Below are 17,154 nucleotides of genomic sequence, written 5' to 3' on the forward strand. Positions count from 1 at the left end.
CCATCCGCGCCCGGCGGACGGTCACCGCCCGGGGGAGACCGGTGGAGCGGGGCGGACGGGACCGGCGGGCAGACGGGACCGGCGGGGCGGGTTCACCCCCCGGCCCGGTTGGGAAGCCGCCGGGCCGGGGCAGACATGGGCCCGTGAAATATCTCGTGCGGGACAAGATCTTCGCGATCGGTGACGACTACTGGATCGAGGACGAGCGGGGCCGCCACGCCTTCCTCGTCGACGGCAAGGCCCTGCGGCTGCGCGACACCCTGGAACTGAAGGACCCCGACGGCCAGGTCCTGATCACGCTGCGGCAGAAGGTGTTCAGCCTCCGGGACACGATGACCGTCGAACGGGACGAGCGGCCCCTCGCGACCGTTCGCCGCAAGCGGCTCTCCCTGCTCCGCAACCACTACCGGGTGACGCTCGTCGACGGCACCGAACTGGACGTCAGCGGCCGGATCCTGGACCGGGAGTTCATCGTCGAGTACGAGGGGGAACTCCTGGCCCACATCTCCAGGCAGTGGTTCCGCATCCGCGACACCTACGCGGTGAACGTGGTCCGCGAGGACGCCGACCCGGCCCTCCAGATCGCGGTCGCCGTGTGCGTCATCAGGATGTCGGAGCGGGAGCGGGAGGAGTAGCGGGCCGTCATCGCCCGTCGGTCTCCTCCTCGAACTGCTCGAAGTCGATGACGTCCAGCGGGTCCTCGTCGGGGCGCACCGGGCGGGGCAGTCCTTCCACGTGCAGGTGACCGCGCAGCCAGGCGAGGAGGGTCTCGACGAGGGTGCCGGTGAGCGGTGGGCCCTGACCGGCATGGCGCGGGACGACGACCAGCGGCCAGGCGTCGGGTTCGTCGCCCTCGGTGAGCCAGCACAGTTGGTCGCCGTCGATGGAGTCGGCGAAGGGCAGGAAACCGCCCGGTTCCGGCCAGGCGGCGAGCGGGTGGTAGGCGGGGTGGTCGGCGCGCAGGCCCCGGTAGCAGTCGGCGTACCACTCGGCCCAGGGCGCCAGGTCGTAGGAGTCGGTGCCCCGTGGAACCTGGAAGCGGAGCCACTGGCACCATTCGCCGGCGCCGTAGGCCTCCATCAGCCGGACGTACTCGGTGGGGAGGCGGGTACCGAGGCGCTCGTACAACCACGCCCAGTCGTGCGGACCGAGCCGGGGGGTGGTGGGCGGGGGCACCAGGGCGGTGAGGGTGGAGAGGCCGGTGCCGGCGGCGAGTGCCGCCCGCTGTTCGGGGGTGGGTTCGGGGCGGCGGGCCGAAAGCGCGGCGAAGGCACCGACGGCCCCGTCGTGGTCGTTCACGGGATGCGGTCTCCTCCTGGCCGTCTCAGGCGTGGCGGGTGTGCGGCGGCGCGATTCCGAGGATGCGGTCCTTGAGCGCCGGGAACTGCTCCCGGGTCGTCCGGACCTTCGCCGGGTCGAGGACGACGCGGAGGACCTCCTCGTCCGGTCCGGCTTCCGCGAGGGTCTCGCCCCAGGGGTCGACGACGAGCGAGTGCCCGGCCTGCTCCACGCCCGCGTGGGTGCCGGCGGTGCCGCAGGCGAGGACGTACGCCTGGTTCTCGACGGCTCGTGCCCGGGCGAGGAGGGTCCAGTGGGCGCGGCGGAGGGCGGGCCAGCCGGCGGGCACGACGAAGGCCTGGGCGCCGGCGTCGACCAGGCCGCGGAAGAGCTCCGGGAAGCGCAGGTCGTAGCAGGTGCCGACGCCGACGGTGAGGTGCGGGAGGTCGACGGTGACCAGGTCTTCGCCGGCGGCCATCATGACGGCCTCGCCCTTGTCGAAGCCGAAGCGGTGGATCTTCCGGTAGGAGGCGACGAGTTCGCCGTCGGGCGAGAGCACGAGCGAGGTGTTGTAGAGGGCACCGCCCTCCGTTTCGACGAAGGAGCCGGCGTGCAGCCAGACCCCGGCGTCCCTGGCGGCGGCTGCCATCGCCCGGTGGGTCGGGCCGTTGAGCGGCTCGGCCTCGGCGGCGAAGAGCTCGGATGCGAAGGCGCCGACGGTCCACAGCTCCGGCAGGACGACGAGGTCGGCGCGGCCGGATTCCTCCCGTACGAGACGTGCCGCGCGGGCACGACGGGCATCGACCGGTTCGTCCGGGTCTACCGCGATCTGGATCAGCGAGGCGCGCACACTACCACCGTCCTGGCATTCGAGCCGTCAAGACCGGCCTACGATCGTCACACGAAAGCACTGCCGGTGTGCCTTCGGGCAGCGTAACTTAGCGTCCGAGCCTCCCACCCAGTCGTGTTTTCAGCCCGCGCACCGAAGAACCGCCGAGGGGTCCCGTGACCGTCCATCCCAGCCTCCAGAATTATGCCGACGCCTGGACCCACTCCATCGAGGCGATAGCCGAGCTGGTGCAGCCCCTCGTGGAGAGCGAGTGGAACCGGCCGACGCCCTGTGTCGGTTGGTCGGTGCGGGACGTCGTGTCCCATGTGATCGGCATGGAGACGGAGATGCTCGGCGATCCGCGGCCGATCCACTCGCTGCCGCGCGACCTCTACCACGTGCGCAGCGACTTCTCCCGCTACATGGAGGTCCAGGTCGATGTGCGGCGGCACCACACCGCCCCGGAGATGACCTCGGAGCTGGAGTACATCCTGATCCGGCGGGCCCGGCAGCTCCGCAACGAGAACCGTTCCCCCGAGCACCTGATCCGTGCTCCCCTCGGGGCCGAGCAGTCCCTCGAACTGGCCTATCGGATGCGCGCCTTCGACGTGTGGGTGCACGAGCAGGACCTTCGGACGGCGCTCAACGCGCCGGGGAACCTGGACTCCGCGGGGGCCCTCGTGACCCGGGACGTGCTGCTGGAGGCGCTGCCGAAGGCGGTCGCGAAGGACGCGGGGGCGCCGGCTTCGTCGGCGGTGGTGCTCGATGTGACCGGGCCGGTGGAGTTCCTGCGGACGATACGGGTCGATGCGGAGGGCCGGGGGTCGGTGGACGGGGCGCCGTCGCTGGGTCCCGCGGTGAGCTTGGCGACGGACTGGGAGACGTTCGTGCGGCTGGCCTGCGGTCGGGTCCGGCCGGCCGAGGTGGCGGATCAGGTCAAGACGGAGGGTGACGCCGACCTGGCCCGCGCCATACTCGACAACTTCGCGGTGACGCCCCGCTGACCGTCGTGCCCGCCCGGGGGGACGTCGCCGGTGTCGGCAGGGCTCCGATGGTGTCCGGTGGGTCCTGACGTCCTCCGCGGCGGGGGGTGCACGTCCCCGCCTCAGACGGGCACGTGCACGGCCTCCACCCGGCTGGCGACGAGCCGTTCCCGTTCCCTGCGGTGGGTGCGGGCCTTGAGGCGGAGGATCTGCACGACGCCGAGGGCTTCCAGGACGAAGACGGAGGAGAAGGCGATCCGGTAGTCGTCGCCCGTCGCGTCGAGCAGGACGCCGACCGCGAGCAGGGTCGTCATCGAGGCGACGAAACCGCCCATGTTGACGATGCCGGACGCGGTGCCCTGGCGCTCCGGCGGGTTGGCCGGGCGGGCGAAGTCGAAGCCGATCATCGAGGCGGGGCCGCAGGCTCCGAGGACCAGGCAGAGGGTGACGAGCAGCCACATCGGTGCGTGGTCGGCGGGGTAGCCGAGGGTGGCCCCCCACAGCAGTGCGGTGGCCGCGACCGTGCCGAGGGCCAGCGGGGCGCGGGCCGCGTGGTGGCGGGCGATGATCTGGCCGTAGGCGAGGCCCACGACCATGTTGGACAGCACGACGAGGGTGAGCAGCGTTCCGGCGGCGGACCGGGACAGTCCCTGTGCCTCGACGAGGTACGGCAGTCCCCAGAGCAGCAGGAACACCATGGCCGGGAACTGGGTGGTGAAGTGCACCCACATGCCGAGCCGGGTTCCGGGCTCCCGCCAGGACTCGGCGATCTGGCGCCGGACGAACGCGATGCCCGCGTGCGGGACGGGCTCCGGTTCGTGTCCCTCGGGGTGGTCCTTGAGGAAGAGCAGCAGCAGGGCGAGGACGAGGACGCCCGCGAGCGAGCTGCCGACGAAGGTGGTCGTCCAGCCGAGGCCGTGCAGGGCGCGGGCGATGAAGACGGTGGAGACCAGGTTGCCGGCCATGCCGAAGAGGGCGGCGACCTGGCCGATGAGCGGGCCGCGGCGGGCCGGGAACCAGCGGCTGCCGAGGCGCAGGACGCTGATGAAGGTCATGGCGTCGCCGCAGCCGAGGAGGGCGCGGGAGCCGAGCGCGGTGCCGTACGAGGGGGAGAGCGCGAAGCCCAGCTGGCCGACGGTGAAGAGGGTGACGCCGAGGGCGAGGACCTTCTTGGTGCCGAGCCGGTCGACCATGAGGCCGACGGGTATCTGCATGCCCGCGTAGACCAGCAGTTGGAGGATGGAGAAGGTGGAGAGCGCGGAGGCGTTGACGTCGAAGCGGTCGGCGGCGTCGAGTCCCGCGACGCCGAGGGAGGTGCGGAAGATGACGGCGACGAAGTAGACGGCGACGCCGACGCCCCAGACGAGGGCGGCGCGCCGCCCGCCGGGCGGGTCGCCGGGCAGGGAGGCGGCGGAGCCGTGGCCGTTGCGGCCGCTCAACGGTCCTCACCCCGGACCAGGACCCTGACCCGGCCGAGGTGGCGGCGCACGTGGTGGGCGGCGCCCTCGGCGTCGCCGTCCTTGATCCGGTCCAGGATCTCGGCGTGTTCGGTGATGTTCTTGGCGACCCGGTCGGGATGGGCCTGCATGACGGCGACGCCCATGCGCAGCTGCCGGTCACGGAGCTGGTCGTAGAGCCGGGCGAGGATCTGGTTGCCGGCGTGCTGGACGATCTCGGCGTGGAAGCAGCGGTCGGTGACGGCCACCTCGGCGAGGTCGCCTGCCGCGGCGCGCCGCTTCTGCTCCTCCAGGAGTTCTTCGAGCCGTTCGATGAGGGCGGGGGAGGCGGGCACGGCCCGGCGGACGGCGAACTCCTCGACGAGCAGGCGGGTCTCGACGACGTCCGCGATCTCCTGTGCGGAGACGGAGAGGACGAGGGCGCCCTTCTTGGGGTAGAGCTTGAGCAGCCCTTCCATCTCCAGCTTGAGCAGTGCCTCGCGGACGGGGGTCCGGGACACCCCGACGGCCTCGGCGAGTTCGCCCTCGGTGAGGAGGGTGCCCCCCTCGTAGCGCCGGTCGAGCACGGCCTGCTTGACGTGGGCGTAGACGCGGTCGGCGGCGGGGGGCTGCCTGGTGGACGAGAGCGCTGGCGGGGGCATGGGCACAGCTTAGATACAACAGGGGTCCAAGGAGCAGTCCCGTCCGCATCGCGGACGGGACCGTTGCCCGACGGCGTCCCGTCCCTGCTGCAGGAGGCGGAAACGCATCCGGCGGTGGCATGGGCCACCGCCGGATGTTTCACGTGAAACGGACGAACCTCGCCACTACGCCCAGGTGATGAGCCTCTTCGGGTTCTCCAGGATCGCGGCGACGTCCGCCAGGAACTTGGAGCCGAGCTCGCCGTCGACCAGGCGGTGGTCGAAGGAGAGCGCCAGCGTGGTGACCTGTCGCGGCTTCACCTTGCCCTTGTGGACCCACGGCTGGAGCTTGATCGCGCCGACCGCGAGGATCGCGGACTCGCCGGGGTTGAGGATCGGCGTACCGGTGTCCACGCCGAAGACGCCGACGTTGGTGATGGTGAAGGTGCCGCCCTGCATGGCCGCCGGGGTCGTCTTGCCCTCGCGGGCGGTGGCGACCAGCTCGCTCAGGGACTTCGAGAGCTCCGGCAGGGTCTGGGCGTGCGCGTCCTTGATGTTCGGCACGATCAGACCGCGCGGGGTGGCCGCGGCGATGCCCAGGTTCACGTAGTGCTTGAGGACGATCTCCTGCGCCGCTTCGTCCCAGGCCGCATTGATGTCCGGGTTGCGCTTGGCCGCGACCAGGACCGCCTTGGCGATGAGGAGGAGCGGGTTGACCCGCAGTCCGGCCATGTCCTTGTCGGACTTGAGCTCCTCGACCAGCTTCATCGTGCGCGTGATGTCGAAGGTCACGAACTCGGTGACGTGCGGCGCGGTGAAGGCCGAACCGACCATCGCCGCCGCCGTGGCCTTCCGCACGCCCTTGATCGGGATGCGGGTCTCACGGGCGTCGGAGGAGCCGGTGAGCGCGGGGGCCGGGGCCTCGACCACGGGGGCCGGAGCCGAGGCGGGGGCCGGAGCCTCGGCCACGGGAGCCGGAGCGGGCGCCGGGACGGCCGCCCGGTGCACGTCGTCCCGGGTGATGATGCCGTCCGGACCGGTCGGGGTGACCGTCGCCAGGTCGACGCCGAGGTCCTTGGCCAACTTGCGCACCGGCGGCTTGGCCAGCGGACGGGCCGCCGCGGCGGCATGGCCGTTCAGCTGCTCCGGCACCGAGGGAACGGAGACGGCTTCGGCGGTCTTGCGGGCCCGGCGCTTGGTGGAGGCCGCCGACACCCCGTAGCCGACGAGGACCGGCTGGCGGCCCTCCGGCTCGGGCTCCTCGGCCACGGGGGCCTCGACCACGGCGGGGGCCGGGGTCGCGGGGGCCGCGGGGGCCGCCTCGCCGCCGACGTTCACCGAGATGATGACCTGGCCGACGTCGACCGTCGTGCCCTCGGGGAAGAGCAGCTCGTGGACGGTGCCGTCGAAGGGGATCGGCAGCTCCACGGCCGCCTTGGCCGTCTCGACCTCGCACACGACCTGCCCGTCGGTGACGGTGTCACCGGGCTGGACGTACCACTTGAGGATCTCGGCCTCGGTGAGGCCCTCGCCCACGTCGGGCATCTTGAATTCGCGGATGGTCACGGGTGCTCTCCTCAGTACGCCAGCGAGCGGTCGACGGCGTCGAGCACGCGGTCCAGGCCCGGCAGGTACTCCTCCTCCAGGCGCGCCGGCGGGTACGGCGCGTGGTAGCCGCCGACCCGCAGGACGGGGGCCTCCAGGTGGTAGAAGCAGCGCTCGGTGATCCGGGCGGCGATCTCCGCGCCGGAGCCGAAGAACACCGGGGCCTCGTGGACGACGACCAGGCGACGGGTCTTCTCGACCGAGGCCTGGATGGTGTCGAAGTCGAGCGGGGAGATCGAGCGCAGGTCCACGACCTCGATCGACTTGCCCTCCTCGGCCGCGGCGGCCGCGGCCTCCAGGCAGGTCTTCACCATCGGGCCGTAGGCGGCGAGGGTGAGGTCCGTGCCCTGGCGGGCGACGCGGGCCTTGTGGAGCTCGCCGGGGATGGCCTCGGTGTCGACCTCGCCCTTGTCCCAGTAGCGGCGCTTGGGCTCGAAGAAGATGACCGGGTCGTCGCTCTGGATCGCCTGCTGGAGCATCCAGTAGGCGTCGGAGGAGTTCGCCGGGGTGACCACCTTGAGGCCCGCGACGTGCGCGAAGAGCGACTCGGGGGACTCGGAGTGGTGCTCGACGGCGCCGATGCCGCCGCCGTACGGGATGCGGATGACGACCGGCATCTTCACCGTGCCGAGCGAGCGGGCCCGCATCTTCGCCAGCTGGGTGACGATCTGGTCGTACGCCGGGAAGACGAAGCCGTCGAACTGGATCTCCACGACCGGCCGGTAGCCGCGCAGGGCGAGGCCGATCGCGGTGCCGACGATGCCGGACTCGGCGAGCGGGGTGTCGACGACGCGGTCCTCGCCGAAGTCCTTCTGCAGCCCGTCGGTGATCCGGAAGACGCCGCCGAGCTTGCCGACGTCCAGGCCCATGATGACGACCTTGGGGTCGCTCTCCAGGGCCTTGCGCAGCGACTCGTTGAGCGCCTTCGCGAGGGGAAGGTTCTGAACAGCCATGATTACTCGGCCTCTCCGTCCGCGAAGGACGCCTGGTAAGCGGCGAACTGCGCGCGCTCCTCGTCGACGAGCGCGTGCCCGTCCGCGTACACGTTGTCGAAGATCGCCATGTGGTCCGGAACGGGCATGGCGCGGACGACCTCGCGGACGTGCTTGCCGAGCTCCTCGCTCTCCGTCTCCAGCGCCTCGAAGAAGGCCGCGTCGGCGTGGCCCTCGTTCTCCATGTACGTCCGGAGCCGCTGGATCGGGTCCTTGGCCTCCCAGGCCTCCCGCTCCGCGTCGCGGCGGTAGCGCGTCGGGTCGTCGGAGGTCGTGTGGGCGGCCATCCGGTAGGTGAAGGCCTCGATGAGGGTCGGGCCCTCGCCCCGGCGGGCACGCTCCAGGGCCGAACGGGTCACGGCCAGGCAGGCGAGGACGTCGTTGCCGTCGACGCGGACGCCGGGGAAGCCGAAGCCGCGGGCGCGCTGGTAGAGCGGGACGCGCGTCTGCTTCTCGATGGGCTCGGAGATGGCCCACTGGTTGTTCTGGCAGAAGAACACGACGGGAGCGTTGTAGACCGCGGAGAAGACGAACGACTCGTTCACGTCGCCCTGGCTGGAAGCGCCGTCGCCGAAGTACGCGAGCACGGCGGAGTCCGCGCCGTCCTTGGCGATGCCCATGGCATAGCCGGTGGCGTGCAGGGTCTGCGAGCCGAGGACGATCGTGTAGAGGTGGAAGTTGTTGCTGTTGGGGTCCCAGCCGCCGTTGTTCACACCGCGGAACATCCCCAGCAGATTCGTCGGATCGACCCCGCGGCACCAGGCGACGCCGTGCTCCCGGTAGGTCGGAAAGACGTAGTCGTCGTCGCGCAGGGCACGACCGGACCCGATCTGCGCGGCCTCCTGGCCGAGCAGCGAGGCCCACAGGCCCAACTCGCCCTGACGCTGCAGGGCCGTCGCCTCGGCATCGAAGCGGCGGGTGAGGACCATGTCGCGGTAGAGACCGCGCAGCTCCTCGGCGCTCAGATCGATGTCGTACTCGGGGTGCTGGACGCGCTCCCCCTCGGGCGTCAGCAGCTGAACGAGCTCGGGCTCCGAGGCCTCGGCGTTCTTCGCCGTCGCCTTCTTGGTGGTGCTCGTGCTCGCGCTTGCGGTGCGCTTGGTGCCGCTGCTGCGTCGCGTCGTCTTGCGCGCGGCAGTGCTCTCCACGGTCACGTGCGTGCTCCTCCGTCGGTCCGGCCCCCGGGTTCGCCGGTGGGGCCAGTGCGGCTCCGCCTTGTCCGTACCTTCGCACGGGGTGGGTGCGACGCGGCCGGAGTCGGGCGTGACAGGTGCCCCGGCGAGCGTCGTCATAGGCACGTTACCCATTGCGCGGCATTCCCGCGAAACCCCACTTGACCTGCGATTTTGCTTGGATTTCCAAGTAAATCGAGAAAAAGGGGGATGCGCTGCTGGTCAGCGCACGGACAACGACCCGACGCCGTCGTCGGAACACCCGGCACGTTATCCCGCGCACCCCGGGCGCCGGAAGACCCAATATGTGAGACTGACTGCGTGCGCGAAGAAGGAAAAATCCGGGTATTTCTACTGGACGACCATGAAGTCGTCCGGCGCGGCGTTCACGAGTTGCTCTCCGTGGAGAACGACATCGAGGTCGTCGGCGAGGCCGGGACGGCGGCGGACGCCCTGGTCAGGATCCTCGCGACCCGCCCCGACGTGGCGGTGCTGGACGTCCGGCTGCCGGACGGCAGCGGGGTGGAGGTGTGCCGCGAAATCCGGTCACAGGACGATTCGATCAAGTGCCTGATGCTGACGTCCTACGCGGACGACGAAGCGCTCTTCGACGCGATCATGGCCGGGGCCTCGGGATACGTCCTCAAGGCCATTCGCGGAAACGAACTGCTCAACGCGGTGCGGGACGTGGCCGCCGGCAAATCGCTGCTCGATCCGGTGGCGACCGCCCGCGTCCTGGAACGGCTGCGTGACGGCAACAATCCGAAGGGCGACGACAAGCTCGCCCGTCTGACCGATCAGGAGCGCAAGATCCTGGATCTGATCGGCGAGGGCCTGACCAATCGGGTCATCGGCGAACGGCTCCACCTCGCGGAGAAGACCATCAAGAACTACGTCTCCAGCCTGCTGTCCAAGCTGGGCATGGAGCGGCGCTCGCAGGCCGCGGCGTACGTGGCGCGGCTCCAGGCCGAGCGCCACTGACAGCTGCGGGGCCCGGGGCGGACCCCTGCCTCCCCCGTACGGACCAGGCCGGGCCGACGGCCCGCATTCGGGACCTACGTCCCCGCCGAACCGGGGCAGGGGCCCCTTTCCCGACCCGGTGCCGGTGGCGGAGAGTGGAAGCCATGTCCACCGACGAGATCCGCGCCATCGATCTGCTCAGCCGCGTGTCGTACGGCCGGGTGGCGACGAGCATGCGGGCGATGCCGTTCGTCGCCCCCGCCCGCCACATCGTGGCCGACGGCCGCGTCCTGCTGCGGATGCACCGGGGGCTCGGCTACCACCGGGCCTGCAACGGGAGCGTCGTCGCGTACGGTGCCGACAACTTCGAGTCCGGGGCCGAGAACATCTGGTCCGTGCAGTTCACCGGCACCGCCGAGATCGTCGAGCCCACCGAAGAGCAGCTGGCGGCCTTCGGGCCCGAGCCCGAACGGGTGGACGGCGAGCCCTACGAGGCGGTCTACATGCGGATCGAGCCCCAGTTCGTGACGGTGCACGCGCTCGACTACCCGAGCGGGACGAAGGCACCCGCCACCCCCTCCCCTTCCACAGAGCGACATCTCCACCACGCAGCGTGATCTAACATTTGGTGAGTGTTGCGCTCATCTGAAACACTCTCGTCACCGGCCGGAAACCCTCCGCCGTTCCCCGGGGCCCTCGAAACCGGACGCCCCGCCCTCCGGTCCCCCGACGGCCGGGCCCGCCCCTCCGCGCACCGACGCCGCGCCGCCGGCACGCCGGCCGCCGACGACGCGTTACGGGCAGCGGACGGCCCGCCCCGGCCGTTAGGCACCGCATTACGGGCCACCGGTGCACCTCCCGTCGGCGCCCTGCTCCGCCGCCACCGGCACGCCGGAGAGCCCCTCTCCTGCGTGCCCGTCGCCGAAGGGCTCCTCAACCGCGGCTTCCGCCTCGCCACCACCCGGGGCACCTACTTCCTCAAGCAGCACCTCGACGCGGCCACCGCCGACCGCGCCACCGTCGCCCGCCAGCACCGGGCGACCCAGCGCCTGTACGCCCTCGGTCTGCCCGTGGCCCCGCCCCTCGCCGACGCCCGGGGCCGCACCGTCACCGTCGTCGACGGCCACTGCTACGCCCTGCACCCCTGGATCGAGGGCCGTCACCGTGACGGCAGCGAGCTCTCCACCGGCGGCTCCCGCCGTCTCGGCACCCTCCTCGGGCAGGTCCACACGGCCCTGGCCCGGGTGATGGAGCCCTCCGGACCGGAGGAGGCGCACGACCCGACCGACGGGAGCGGATGCGCGAGCGCCGACCTCCCGGAGACCTTCCGGGCCATCGAGGAACTGCTCGGGCTGGCCCGGGCGCACCGCCCCCGGGACAGCTTCGACGCGCTCGCGGAGCACCGTCTCAGGGAACGGCGCAGGCTGCTCGCCCAGCACGCCCACCACCGCCCGCCGCCCGCCGCCACCGCGGGCTGGGTGCACGGTGACTTCCACCCGCTGAACCTGCTGTACCGGGGCGCGGAACCCGCCGCGATCGTCGACTGGGACCGGCTGGGGGTGCGCCCCCGGGCGGAGGAGGCGGTCAGGGCCGCCGCGATCTTCTTCGTACGGCCCGGAGGCGAGCTGGCCCTGGAGAAGGTGCGGCCGTACGCGCGCGCGTACCGACGGGCGTCGGGTGCGGACGGCACCGAGATGGCCGCGGCGGCACACCGGGTGTGGTGGGAGCGGCTCAACGACTTCTGGACCCTGCGCTGGCGCTACCAGCTGCACGACCGCAGGGCCGACGGGCAGTTCCCCACGGTGTCGGCCCTGGCGGTCTGGTGGACCCGCGAGTACGTCGCGGTCCGTGACGCCTTCGCTGGTTGAGGACGGACCCGGTCGACCGGGCCGACCGGGCTCCGACACGGCGGCGGGGGCGCCACCCCGTCGGGGTGGCGCCCCCGTCGCCGGGCGGTGCGTCAGTTCCTCTCGGCGCCCGCGCCCGTCGGCGGGGTGTCCGGGTTGCCGTTGCCGCCGGAGGAGCTGTCCGTCGGTTCGCCGGTGGGCTCACCGGTGGGCTCGCCGGTGGGCTCGGTCGGCTGTGTGGTCGCCGTCTCCGTCGGCTCGCCGGTGGGCTCGGTCGGCTGCGTGGTCGCCGTCTCCGTCGGCTCGCCGGTGGGCTCGGTCGGCGGCTCCCAGGTCGTCGGCGGGGTCCACGGCTTCTGCGTCGCGCCCCCACCGGTGGACGTGCCCGGCTCGTCGGTCGGCTCCCCGGTGGGCTCCTCCGAGGGGGTCGGCTCCTGCGAGGCCGTCGACGGCGAGTCGGTGACGGTCGGGGGCTTCACCTCGCCGTCCGGTGCGTTCGCCTTGTTGACTGCGTACGCGACGCCGGCGACGACCGCGACCAGCGCGAGGGCGACCAGCAGCCACAGCTTGCCCCGGCCGCCGTTCTGCCCTCCGTAGCCGTCCTGGCCGTAGCCGGTGCCGCCCGTGCCACCGCCGTACCCGCCGCCGTATCCGACGCCGCCGTCGTCCGGGTTCATCGGCGGGAGGATCGCGCCCTGCGCGGTCTCCCCGTGCACCGGGTGGCCCATCGCGGCCGTCGCGGCCATGCCGCCGCCCGGAGTGTGCCCGCCCTCGTACATCCCGACCGGCCCGGTGTTCCACAGGCCGGTGTGGCCGCCCTGCTGCTGGAGCATCTGCAGGCCGTACTGGACGAGCCCGCGCATCTCCTCGGCGCTCTGGAACCGGTCGTCCGGGTCCTTCGCGAGCGAGCGCATCGCCAGGCCGTCGAGCTCCGGCGGCACGCCCTGCGCCACCTCGGACGGCGGGACCGGCGCGTCCTGCACGTGCTGGTAGACGACGGACAGCGGGGTCTCGCCGGTGAACGGGGGGCGCAGTGCCAGCAGTTCGTAGAGCAGGCACCCGGTCGCGTACAGGTCGGAGCGGTGGTCGACCGCCTTGCCGAGGGCCTGCTCGGGGGAGAGGTACTGCGGGGTGCCCATGACCATGCCGGTCTGCGTCATGGTCGACTGCGCGCCGTGCAGGGCCCGCGCGATGCCGAAGTCCATGACCTTCACGGCGCCGGTGTGGGTGATGATCACGTTCGCCGGCTTGATGTCGCGGTGCACGATGCCGTGCTGATGCGAGTAGGCCAGCGCCTCCAGGACCCCGGAGACGATGATGAGCGCCTGCTCGGGCCCGGGCGCTTCGGCGCTGAGCAGCAGGTCACGGATGGTGCGGCCCTCGACGAGCTCCATCACGATGTACGGCACGGGCCGACCGCCCACCAGGTCCTCGCCGGAGTCGTACACCGCGACGATGGCGTGGTGGTTGAGGCCGGCGACGGACTGTGCCTCACGGGTGAAGCGGGCCTTGGACACCGGGTCCTCGGCGAGGTCGGCGCGCAGCAGCTTGACGGCCACGGTGCGGCCGAGCCGCACGTCCTCGGCGGCGAAGACCTCTGCCATGCCGCCGCGGCCCAGACGGTGCGTCAGGCGGTAGCGGCCGTCGCCGACGACCCCGCCGATGCCCCAGGACTCCGCCGACGGGTCCGGCACGCCGCCGCCTGCTTCGGATTCGGGTGCCATCAGTCCTCGCCGTCGTCTGTCGTGCCGTGTCCAGTCGTCACGCTACAGGCTCCGTGCAACGCCACGGTCCGAGATGGATCGGCCATCGAACCCCCTCGACGTACGCCTGTGCAAATCCGACGGGCCCCTCCGAAGCACGTGGAAACGCTTCCTGTGCAGAGGGTCACGGAAAGGGCACCCGGCTTGACGTGTCACCGCCCTCGGGCAGACTTGGCCGGGAAATTCCGGATCGACGCCACCGCGCGCGCCTAGGGGGAAGCACAGATGAGCCAGGACGGCGCACAGGGCCGCTATGCGGGCGGGTCGGTCGCGGGCGGCCGGTACCAGCTGCGCGACCTCCTCGGTGAAGGCGGCATGGCGTCGGTGTACCTGGCGTACGACACCGCGCTCGATCGTCAGGTCGCCATCAAGACGCTGCACACGGAGCTCGGCCGGGAGCAGTCCTTCCGCGAGCGCTTCCGGCGCGAGGCGCAGGCCGTGGCCAAGCTGTCGCACAGCAACATCGTGTCGGTCTTCGACACCGGCGAGGACACGCTCGACGGCGCCGTCATGCCGTACATCGTCATGGAGTACGTGGAGGGGCAGCCGCTCGGCTCGGTCCTCGCCGCCGACGTGCAGCAGTACGGCGCGATGCCGGCCGACAAGGCCCTGAAGGTGACGGCCGACGTGCTGGCGGCGCTGGAGGTCAGCCACGAGATGGGCCTGGTCCACCGTGACATCAAGCCGGGCAACGTGATGACGACCAAGCGCGGCACGGTCAAGGTCATGGACTTCGGCATCGCGCGGGCCATGCAGTCGGGCGTCACGTCGATGACGCAGAACGGCATGGTCGTCGGCACCCCGCAGTACCTCTCCCCCGAGCAGGCCCTCGGCCGCGCGGTGGACGCCCGCTCCGACCTTTATTCGGTCGGCATCATGCTCTTCCAGTTGCTGACGGGCCGTCTGCCGTTCGACGCCGACTCACCGCTCGCCATCGCCTACGCGCACGTACAGGAGGAGCCGGTCGCCCCGTCCTCCGTCAACCGCTCGGTGACCCCCGCGATGGACGCCCTGGTCGCCCGCGCGCTGCGGAAGAACCCGAACGAGCGGTTCCCCAACGCCGCGACGATGCGCGACGAGTGCCTGCGCGTCCTCGCGGCCGGCCAGACCGGTGCGCCGGTGATCGTGGCGGGCGGTCAGGTGAGCAGCGGCTCGGGCGTCGGCTCCGCGGTCTTCCCGCCCGTCGGCCAGACCCCGCCGCCGACCCCGCACGGCGTGCAGCAGCCCTATCTGCCGCAGACCCCGCAGCCCGGCCCGTACGGTCCGACGCCCCCCGTGTCCGGGCCGATGGCCGGCACTCCCTACGGCTACCCCCAGGGTCCCGCGCCGGTCTACCAGACCCCGGCCCCCTCTCCCTACCCCCCGCAGCAGGCGCCCCGGCCCGTCGCCGCCGGAGGGTCCCGCCGGAACGTGCCGCTCCTCGTCGGCGCCGTCGCCGTCGCGGTGCTCGCGATCGGCGGCCTGGTCCTCGCGCTCAACCTGGACGACGAGGATCCGGGCGCTCAGGCGGGTGGCACCGGCACGGACGTGCAGCAGGGCGAGTCGGAGGTGCCCGGCTACAAGGGCCCGGACCTGACCAAGACCATCGACACGAAGAAGTGCACGGAGCCCACGGAGTCCAACGACGACCCCGACAAGTTCGAGACCCCGGACCTGACCTACAAGAACATCCAGTCGGTGAAGGACTGCGTCCAGGCGGCCGGCTGGAAGATCATGAACGAGACCACGGTGGACGAGTCCACGTACGGCGAGGGCACGGTCCTGGAGCAGTACCCGCCGGCAGGCCAGGACATCACCGATGCCGATGCCGAATTCACCCTGAAGGTGTCGACGGGCTACCCGCCGGAGTAGGGCGTCGACACCCGCCTCCACCCCCTGCCCCGTCCCGGATGCCGGAACGATTCGGTCATGTGACGCTGAGTTGAACACCTCGGCGGCTCGGTACGGGAGGGGGTCACTCGGTGACTCCAGCACTCCGCACGGGACGGGCGCGGGCTCTCGGCACCGCTCTCGCCTGCGCGTTCACCTGCTTCTGCGCTCTGCACGCCGCGCCCTCCGGGTACGCGGCGGAGGCCCCCGGCGCTCCCCCGGCGACCGGTGCGGACACCCGGTGGCCGGCGGGGCGCGCAACGGCCGGGCCGGAGGTGCGGGACCCGGACGTGCGGAAGCCGGACGTGCGGAAGCCGGGAGGCGGTGCGGCGGACGGCGTGAAGCCCCCGGTTTCGGCGGGCCGTACGGCTCCGACGCCCCCGCTCCCCGCCAAGGTCCCGGCGGTGCCCCTGCCCTCCGCCGGGCGCCCGTCGGCCGCACCGGCGCCGTCCTCCCCTGCCACCGCTCCCGAGGACACCGGCGGGGGCTCCGGACAGGCCACCGGGGAGAGCGCGGGGGAAACCCTCCCCGCCGCCGGGCCCCTCGTGCCCGTGCCCTCCGGTACCGGTGCCTCCGTGTCGGCCGTGCCGTCCACGGATCCCTCCGACGCCCCCGCTCCCCAGGGCTCCGCCTCCCTCGCGGGGCGACCGGCCGGCGAGGGGCGGCCCCGCCCCGGACGCTCCGAGACCGCCGCGCCCTCCGACCCCGCCCCGTCGAGCGGGTCCTCGTCGGGCCCTTCTCGTACCGAAACGGCAACAAGCGCGCAGGAGCAGGACGGCTTCGGGGCGGCGGACGAGCCGGTTCCCGAGGAGGAGCCGCTGCAGCCCGGAACCGTGCCCGCCAGTCTGCCCGCCGCCGCGCCGCGACTGTCGCCCGAGGCCGCCCTTCCCCTTGCTGACCAGCCGGTTCCCTTCCTCACCCTGGGGGTGGGGATGACCTTGATGGGGCTCGGCATCGGTTTTCTCGGGCTCCGGATGCGCCGCCGCTGAGCCGTCGGGGTCCCCCACGAGGGGGACCTTCCGCTTCCCCCTCGGGAGGGTTGCACCCGGCGACATACTCGGTATACATACTGAGTATGTCGATCCGCCACGGGCTCCTCGCCCTCCTCGAACGCGGTCCCCGCTACGGCTCCCAGCTCCGCACGGAGTTCGAGTCGCGCACCGGCTCCACCTGGCCGCTCAACGTCGGCCAGGTCTACACGACGCTCAACCGGCTCGAACGCGACGGCATGGTCACCCAGGACGGCGCGGACGAGGCAGGACACACGCTCTACACGATCACCGACAACGGTCGCACCGAACTCAGGACCTGGTTCGAGGAGCCGGTGGACCGCACCAGTCCCGCCCGTGACGAACTGGCCATCAAGCTCGCCATGGCCGTGGGTGCACCCGGCGTGGACATCCGCGCCGTCATCCAGTCCCAGCGCCGGCACACCGTGAAGGCCATGCAGGACTACACCCGCCTCAAGGCCCAGGCCCTCGCCGCCGTCGAGAGCGGCGGGACGCGGGAGCGGGACGACGTGGCCTGGCTGCTCGTCCTGGAGCAGTTGATCTTCCAGACCGAGGCGGAGGCCCGCTGGTTGGACCACTGCGAGGCCCGGCTGATCCGTCTGTCGGCGACGGCCTCCCGGGAGCGGCCCCCGGTGGCACCGGCCGTCCCGAACGCCTCGGCCGCCCCGAACGCCTCGGCCGCTCCTCGCCCGTCGGCCACCGGTGCGTCCGGAGCGGGCTGACCCACCCCTCGCGCACCCGCCCCGCCATCGACCACCTTCCACCGCAC

The 17,154-nt window shown here is 72.0% G+C and carries 16 protein-coding genes; 8 read left to right on the top strand and 8 right to left on the bottom strand.

From position 1 onward, the window contains the following. Positions 1-143: 143 nt before the first annotated feature. Positions 144-635, top strand: a complete 492-nt coding sequence (locus ACFW22_RS04585) for an LURP-one-related/scramblase family protein (RefSeq protein WP_386398770.1) — start codon at positions 144-146, stop codon at positions 633-635. 7 nt (positions 636-642) lie between these two features. Here ACFW22_RS04585 and ACFW22_RS04590 read toward each other — a convergent pair whose 3' ends face one another. Together ACFW22_RS04590 and ACFW22_RS04595 are read right to left on the bottom strand one after the other, a co-directional pair. Next, positions 643-1,299: an SMI1/KNR4 family protein gene (locus ACFW22_RS04590; RefSeq protein ID WP_386398773.1), complete on the bottom strand. Its 657-nt coding sequence runs from the start codon at positions 1,297-1,299 to the stop codon at positions 643-645. Positions 1,300-1,324: 25 nt separating this feature from the next. Further along, positions 1,325-2,128 carry a carbon-nitrogen family hydrolase gene (locus tag ACFW22_RS04595; RefSeq protein ID WP_386398776.1) on the bottom strand — a complete coding sequence of 268 codons (804 nt, stop codon included), beginning with the start codon at positions 2,126-2,128 and terminating at the stop codon, positions 1,325-1,327. A gap of 155 nt (positions 2,129-2,283) precedes the next feature. Here ACFW22_RS04595 and ACFW22_RS04600 point away from each other — a divergent pair, with 155 nt between their 5' ends. Then, positions 2,284-3,111, top strand: a complete 828-nt coding sequence (locus tag ACFW22_RS04600; protein WP_386398780.1) for a maleylpyruvate isomerase family mycothiol-dependent enzyme — start codon at positions 2,284-2,286, stop codon at positions 3,109-3,111. A gap of 101 nt (positions 3,112-3,212) precedes the next feature. On the opposite strand, the gene ACFW22_RS04605 is transcribed toward ACFW22_RS04600, so the two are convergent. From ACFW22_RS04605 to pdhA, 5 genes are all read right to left on the bottom strand, one after another. Further along, positions 3,213-4,529 (bottom strand): nitrate/nitrite transporter, encoded by a 1,317-nt coding sequence (locus tag ACFW22_RS04605; protein WP_386398783.1) that lies wholly within the window; start codon positions 4,527-4,529, stop codon positions 3,213-3,215. Further along, complete coding sequence (locus ACFW22_RS04610) at positions 4,526-5,188, bottom strand: GntR family transcriptional regulator (protein WP_386398786.1); 663 nt, start codon at positions 5,186-5,188, stop codon at positions 4,526-4,528. The genes ACFW22_RS04605 and ACFW22_RS04610 overlap by 4 nt, the downstream gene beginning before the upstream one ends. Positions 5,189-5,353: 165 nt before the next feature. Beyond that, positions 5,354-6,712 (bottom strand): dihydrolipoamide acetyltransferase family protein, encoded by a 1,359-nt coding sequence (locus ACFW22_RS04615; RefSeq protein ID WP_386399053.1) that lies wholly within the window; start codon positions 6,710-6,712, stop codon positions 5,354-5,356. A gap of 32 nt (positions 6,713-6,744) precedes the next feature. Next, the gene (locus ACFW22_RS04620; protein ID WP_384882963.1) at positions 6,745-7,725 is read right to left on the bottom strand and encodes an alpha-ketoacid dehydrogenase subunit beta; all 981 of its coding nucleotides are present in this window, start codon (positions 7,723-7,725) and stop codon (positions 6,745-6,747) included. Between the two features lie 2 nt (positions 7,726-7,727). Beyond that, entirely contained in the window at positions 7,728-8,918 is a 1,191-nt protein-coding gene (gene pdhA / locus ACFW22_RS04625) for a pyruvate dehydrogenase (acetyl-transferring) E1 component subunit alpha (RefSeq protein WP_384882961.1), read from the bottom strand. 339 nt (positions 8,919-9,257) lie between these two features. Between pdhA and ACFW22_RS04630 the strand changes: the two genes are divergently transcribed. The 3 genes from ACFW22_RS04630 (at position 9,258) to ACFW22_RS04640 (ending at position 11,764) form a co-directional block, all read left to right on the top strand. After that, positions 9,258-9,917, top strand: coding sequence for a response regulator (locus tag ACFW22_RS04630; RefSeq protein ID WP_386398790.1), 660 nt, complete (start codon positions 9,258-9,260; stop codon positions 9,915-9,917). Between the two features lie 143 nt (positions 9,918-10,060). Continuing rightward, a complete protein-coding gene (locus tag ACFW22_RS04635; protein WP_386398792.1) occupies positions 10,061-10,513 on the top strand; it encodes a pyridoxamine 5'-phosphate oxidase family protein in 453 nt (150 codons plus the stop codon). A gap of 252 nt (positions 10,514-10,765) precedes the next feature. Next, on the top strand, positions 10,766-11,764 hold the full coding sequence (locus ACFW22_RS04640) for a phosphotransferase (protein WP_386399056.1): 999 nt from the start codon (positions 10,766-10,768) through the stop codon (positions 11,762-11,764). 92 nt (positions 11,765-11,856) lie between these two features. On the opposite strand, the gene ACFW22_RS04645 is transcribed toward ACFW22_RS04640, so the two are convergent. Then, entirely contained in the window at positions 11,857-13,467 is a 1,611-nt protein-coding gene (locus ACFW22_RS04645) for a protein kinase (RefSeq protein ID WP_386398795.1), read from the bottom strand. 264 nt (positions 13,468-13,731) lie between these two features. Here ACFW22_RS04645 and ACFW22_RS04650 point away from each other — a divergent pair, with 264 nt between their 5' ends. The 3 genes from ACFW22_RS04650 (at position 13,732) to ACFW22_RS04660 (ending at position 17,107) form a co-directional block, all read left to right on the top strand. Then, a complete protein-coding gene (locus ACFW22_RS04650) occupies positions 13,732-15,357 on the top strand; it encodes a protein kinase (protein WP_386398799.1) in 1,626 nt (541 codons plus the stop codon). Positions 15,358-15,467: 110 nt separating this feature from the next. Beyond that, a complete protein-coding gene (locus ACFW22_RS04655) occupies positions 15,468-16,364 on the top strand; it encodes a hypothetical protein (RefSeq protein WP_386398802.1) in 897 nt (298 codons plus the stop codon). Between the two features lie 86 nt (positions 16,365-16,450). After that, positions 16,451-17,107: a PadR family transcriptional regulator gene (locus ACFW22_RS04660; protein WP_386398805.1), complete on the top strand. Its 657-nt coding sequence runs from the start codon at positions 16,451-16,453 to the stop codon at positions 17,105-17,107. The last annotated feature ends 47 nt before the right edge of the window (positions 17,108-17,154 follow it).

The organism is Streptomyces sp. NPDC058872 (genome assembly GCF_042743065.1).
GTDB lineage: Bacteria > Actinomycetota > Actinomycetes > Streptomycetales > Streptomycetaceae > Streptomyces.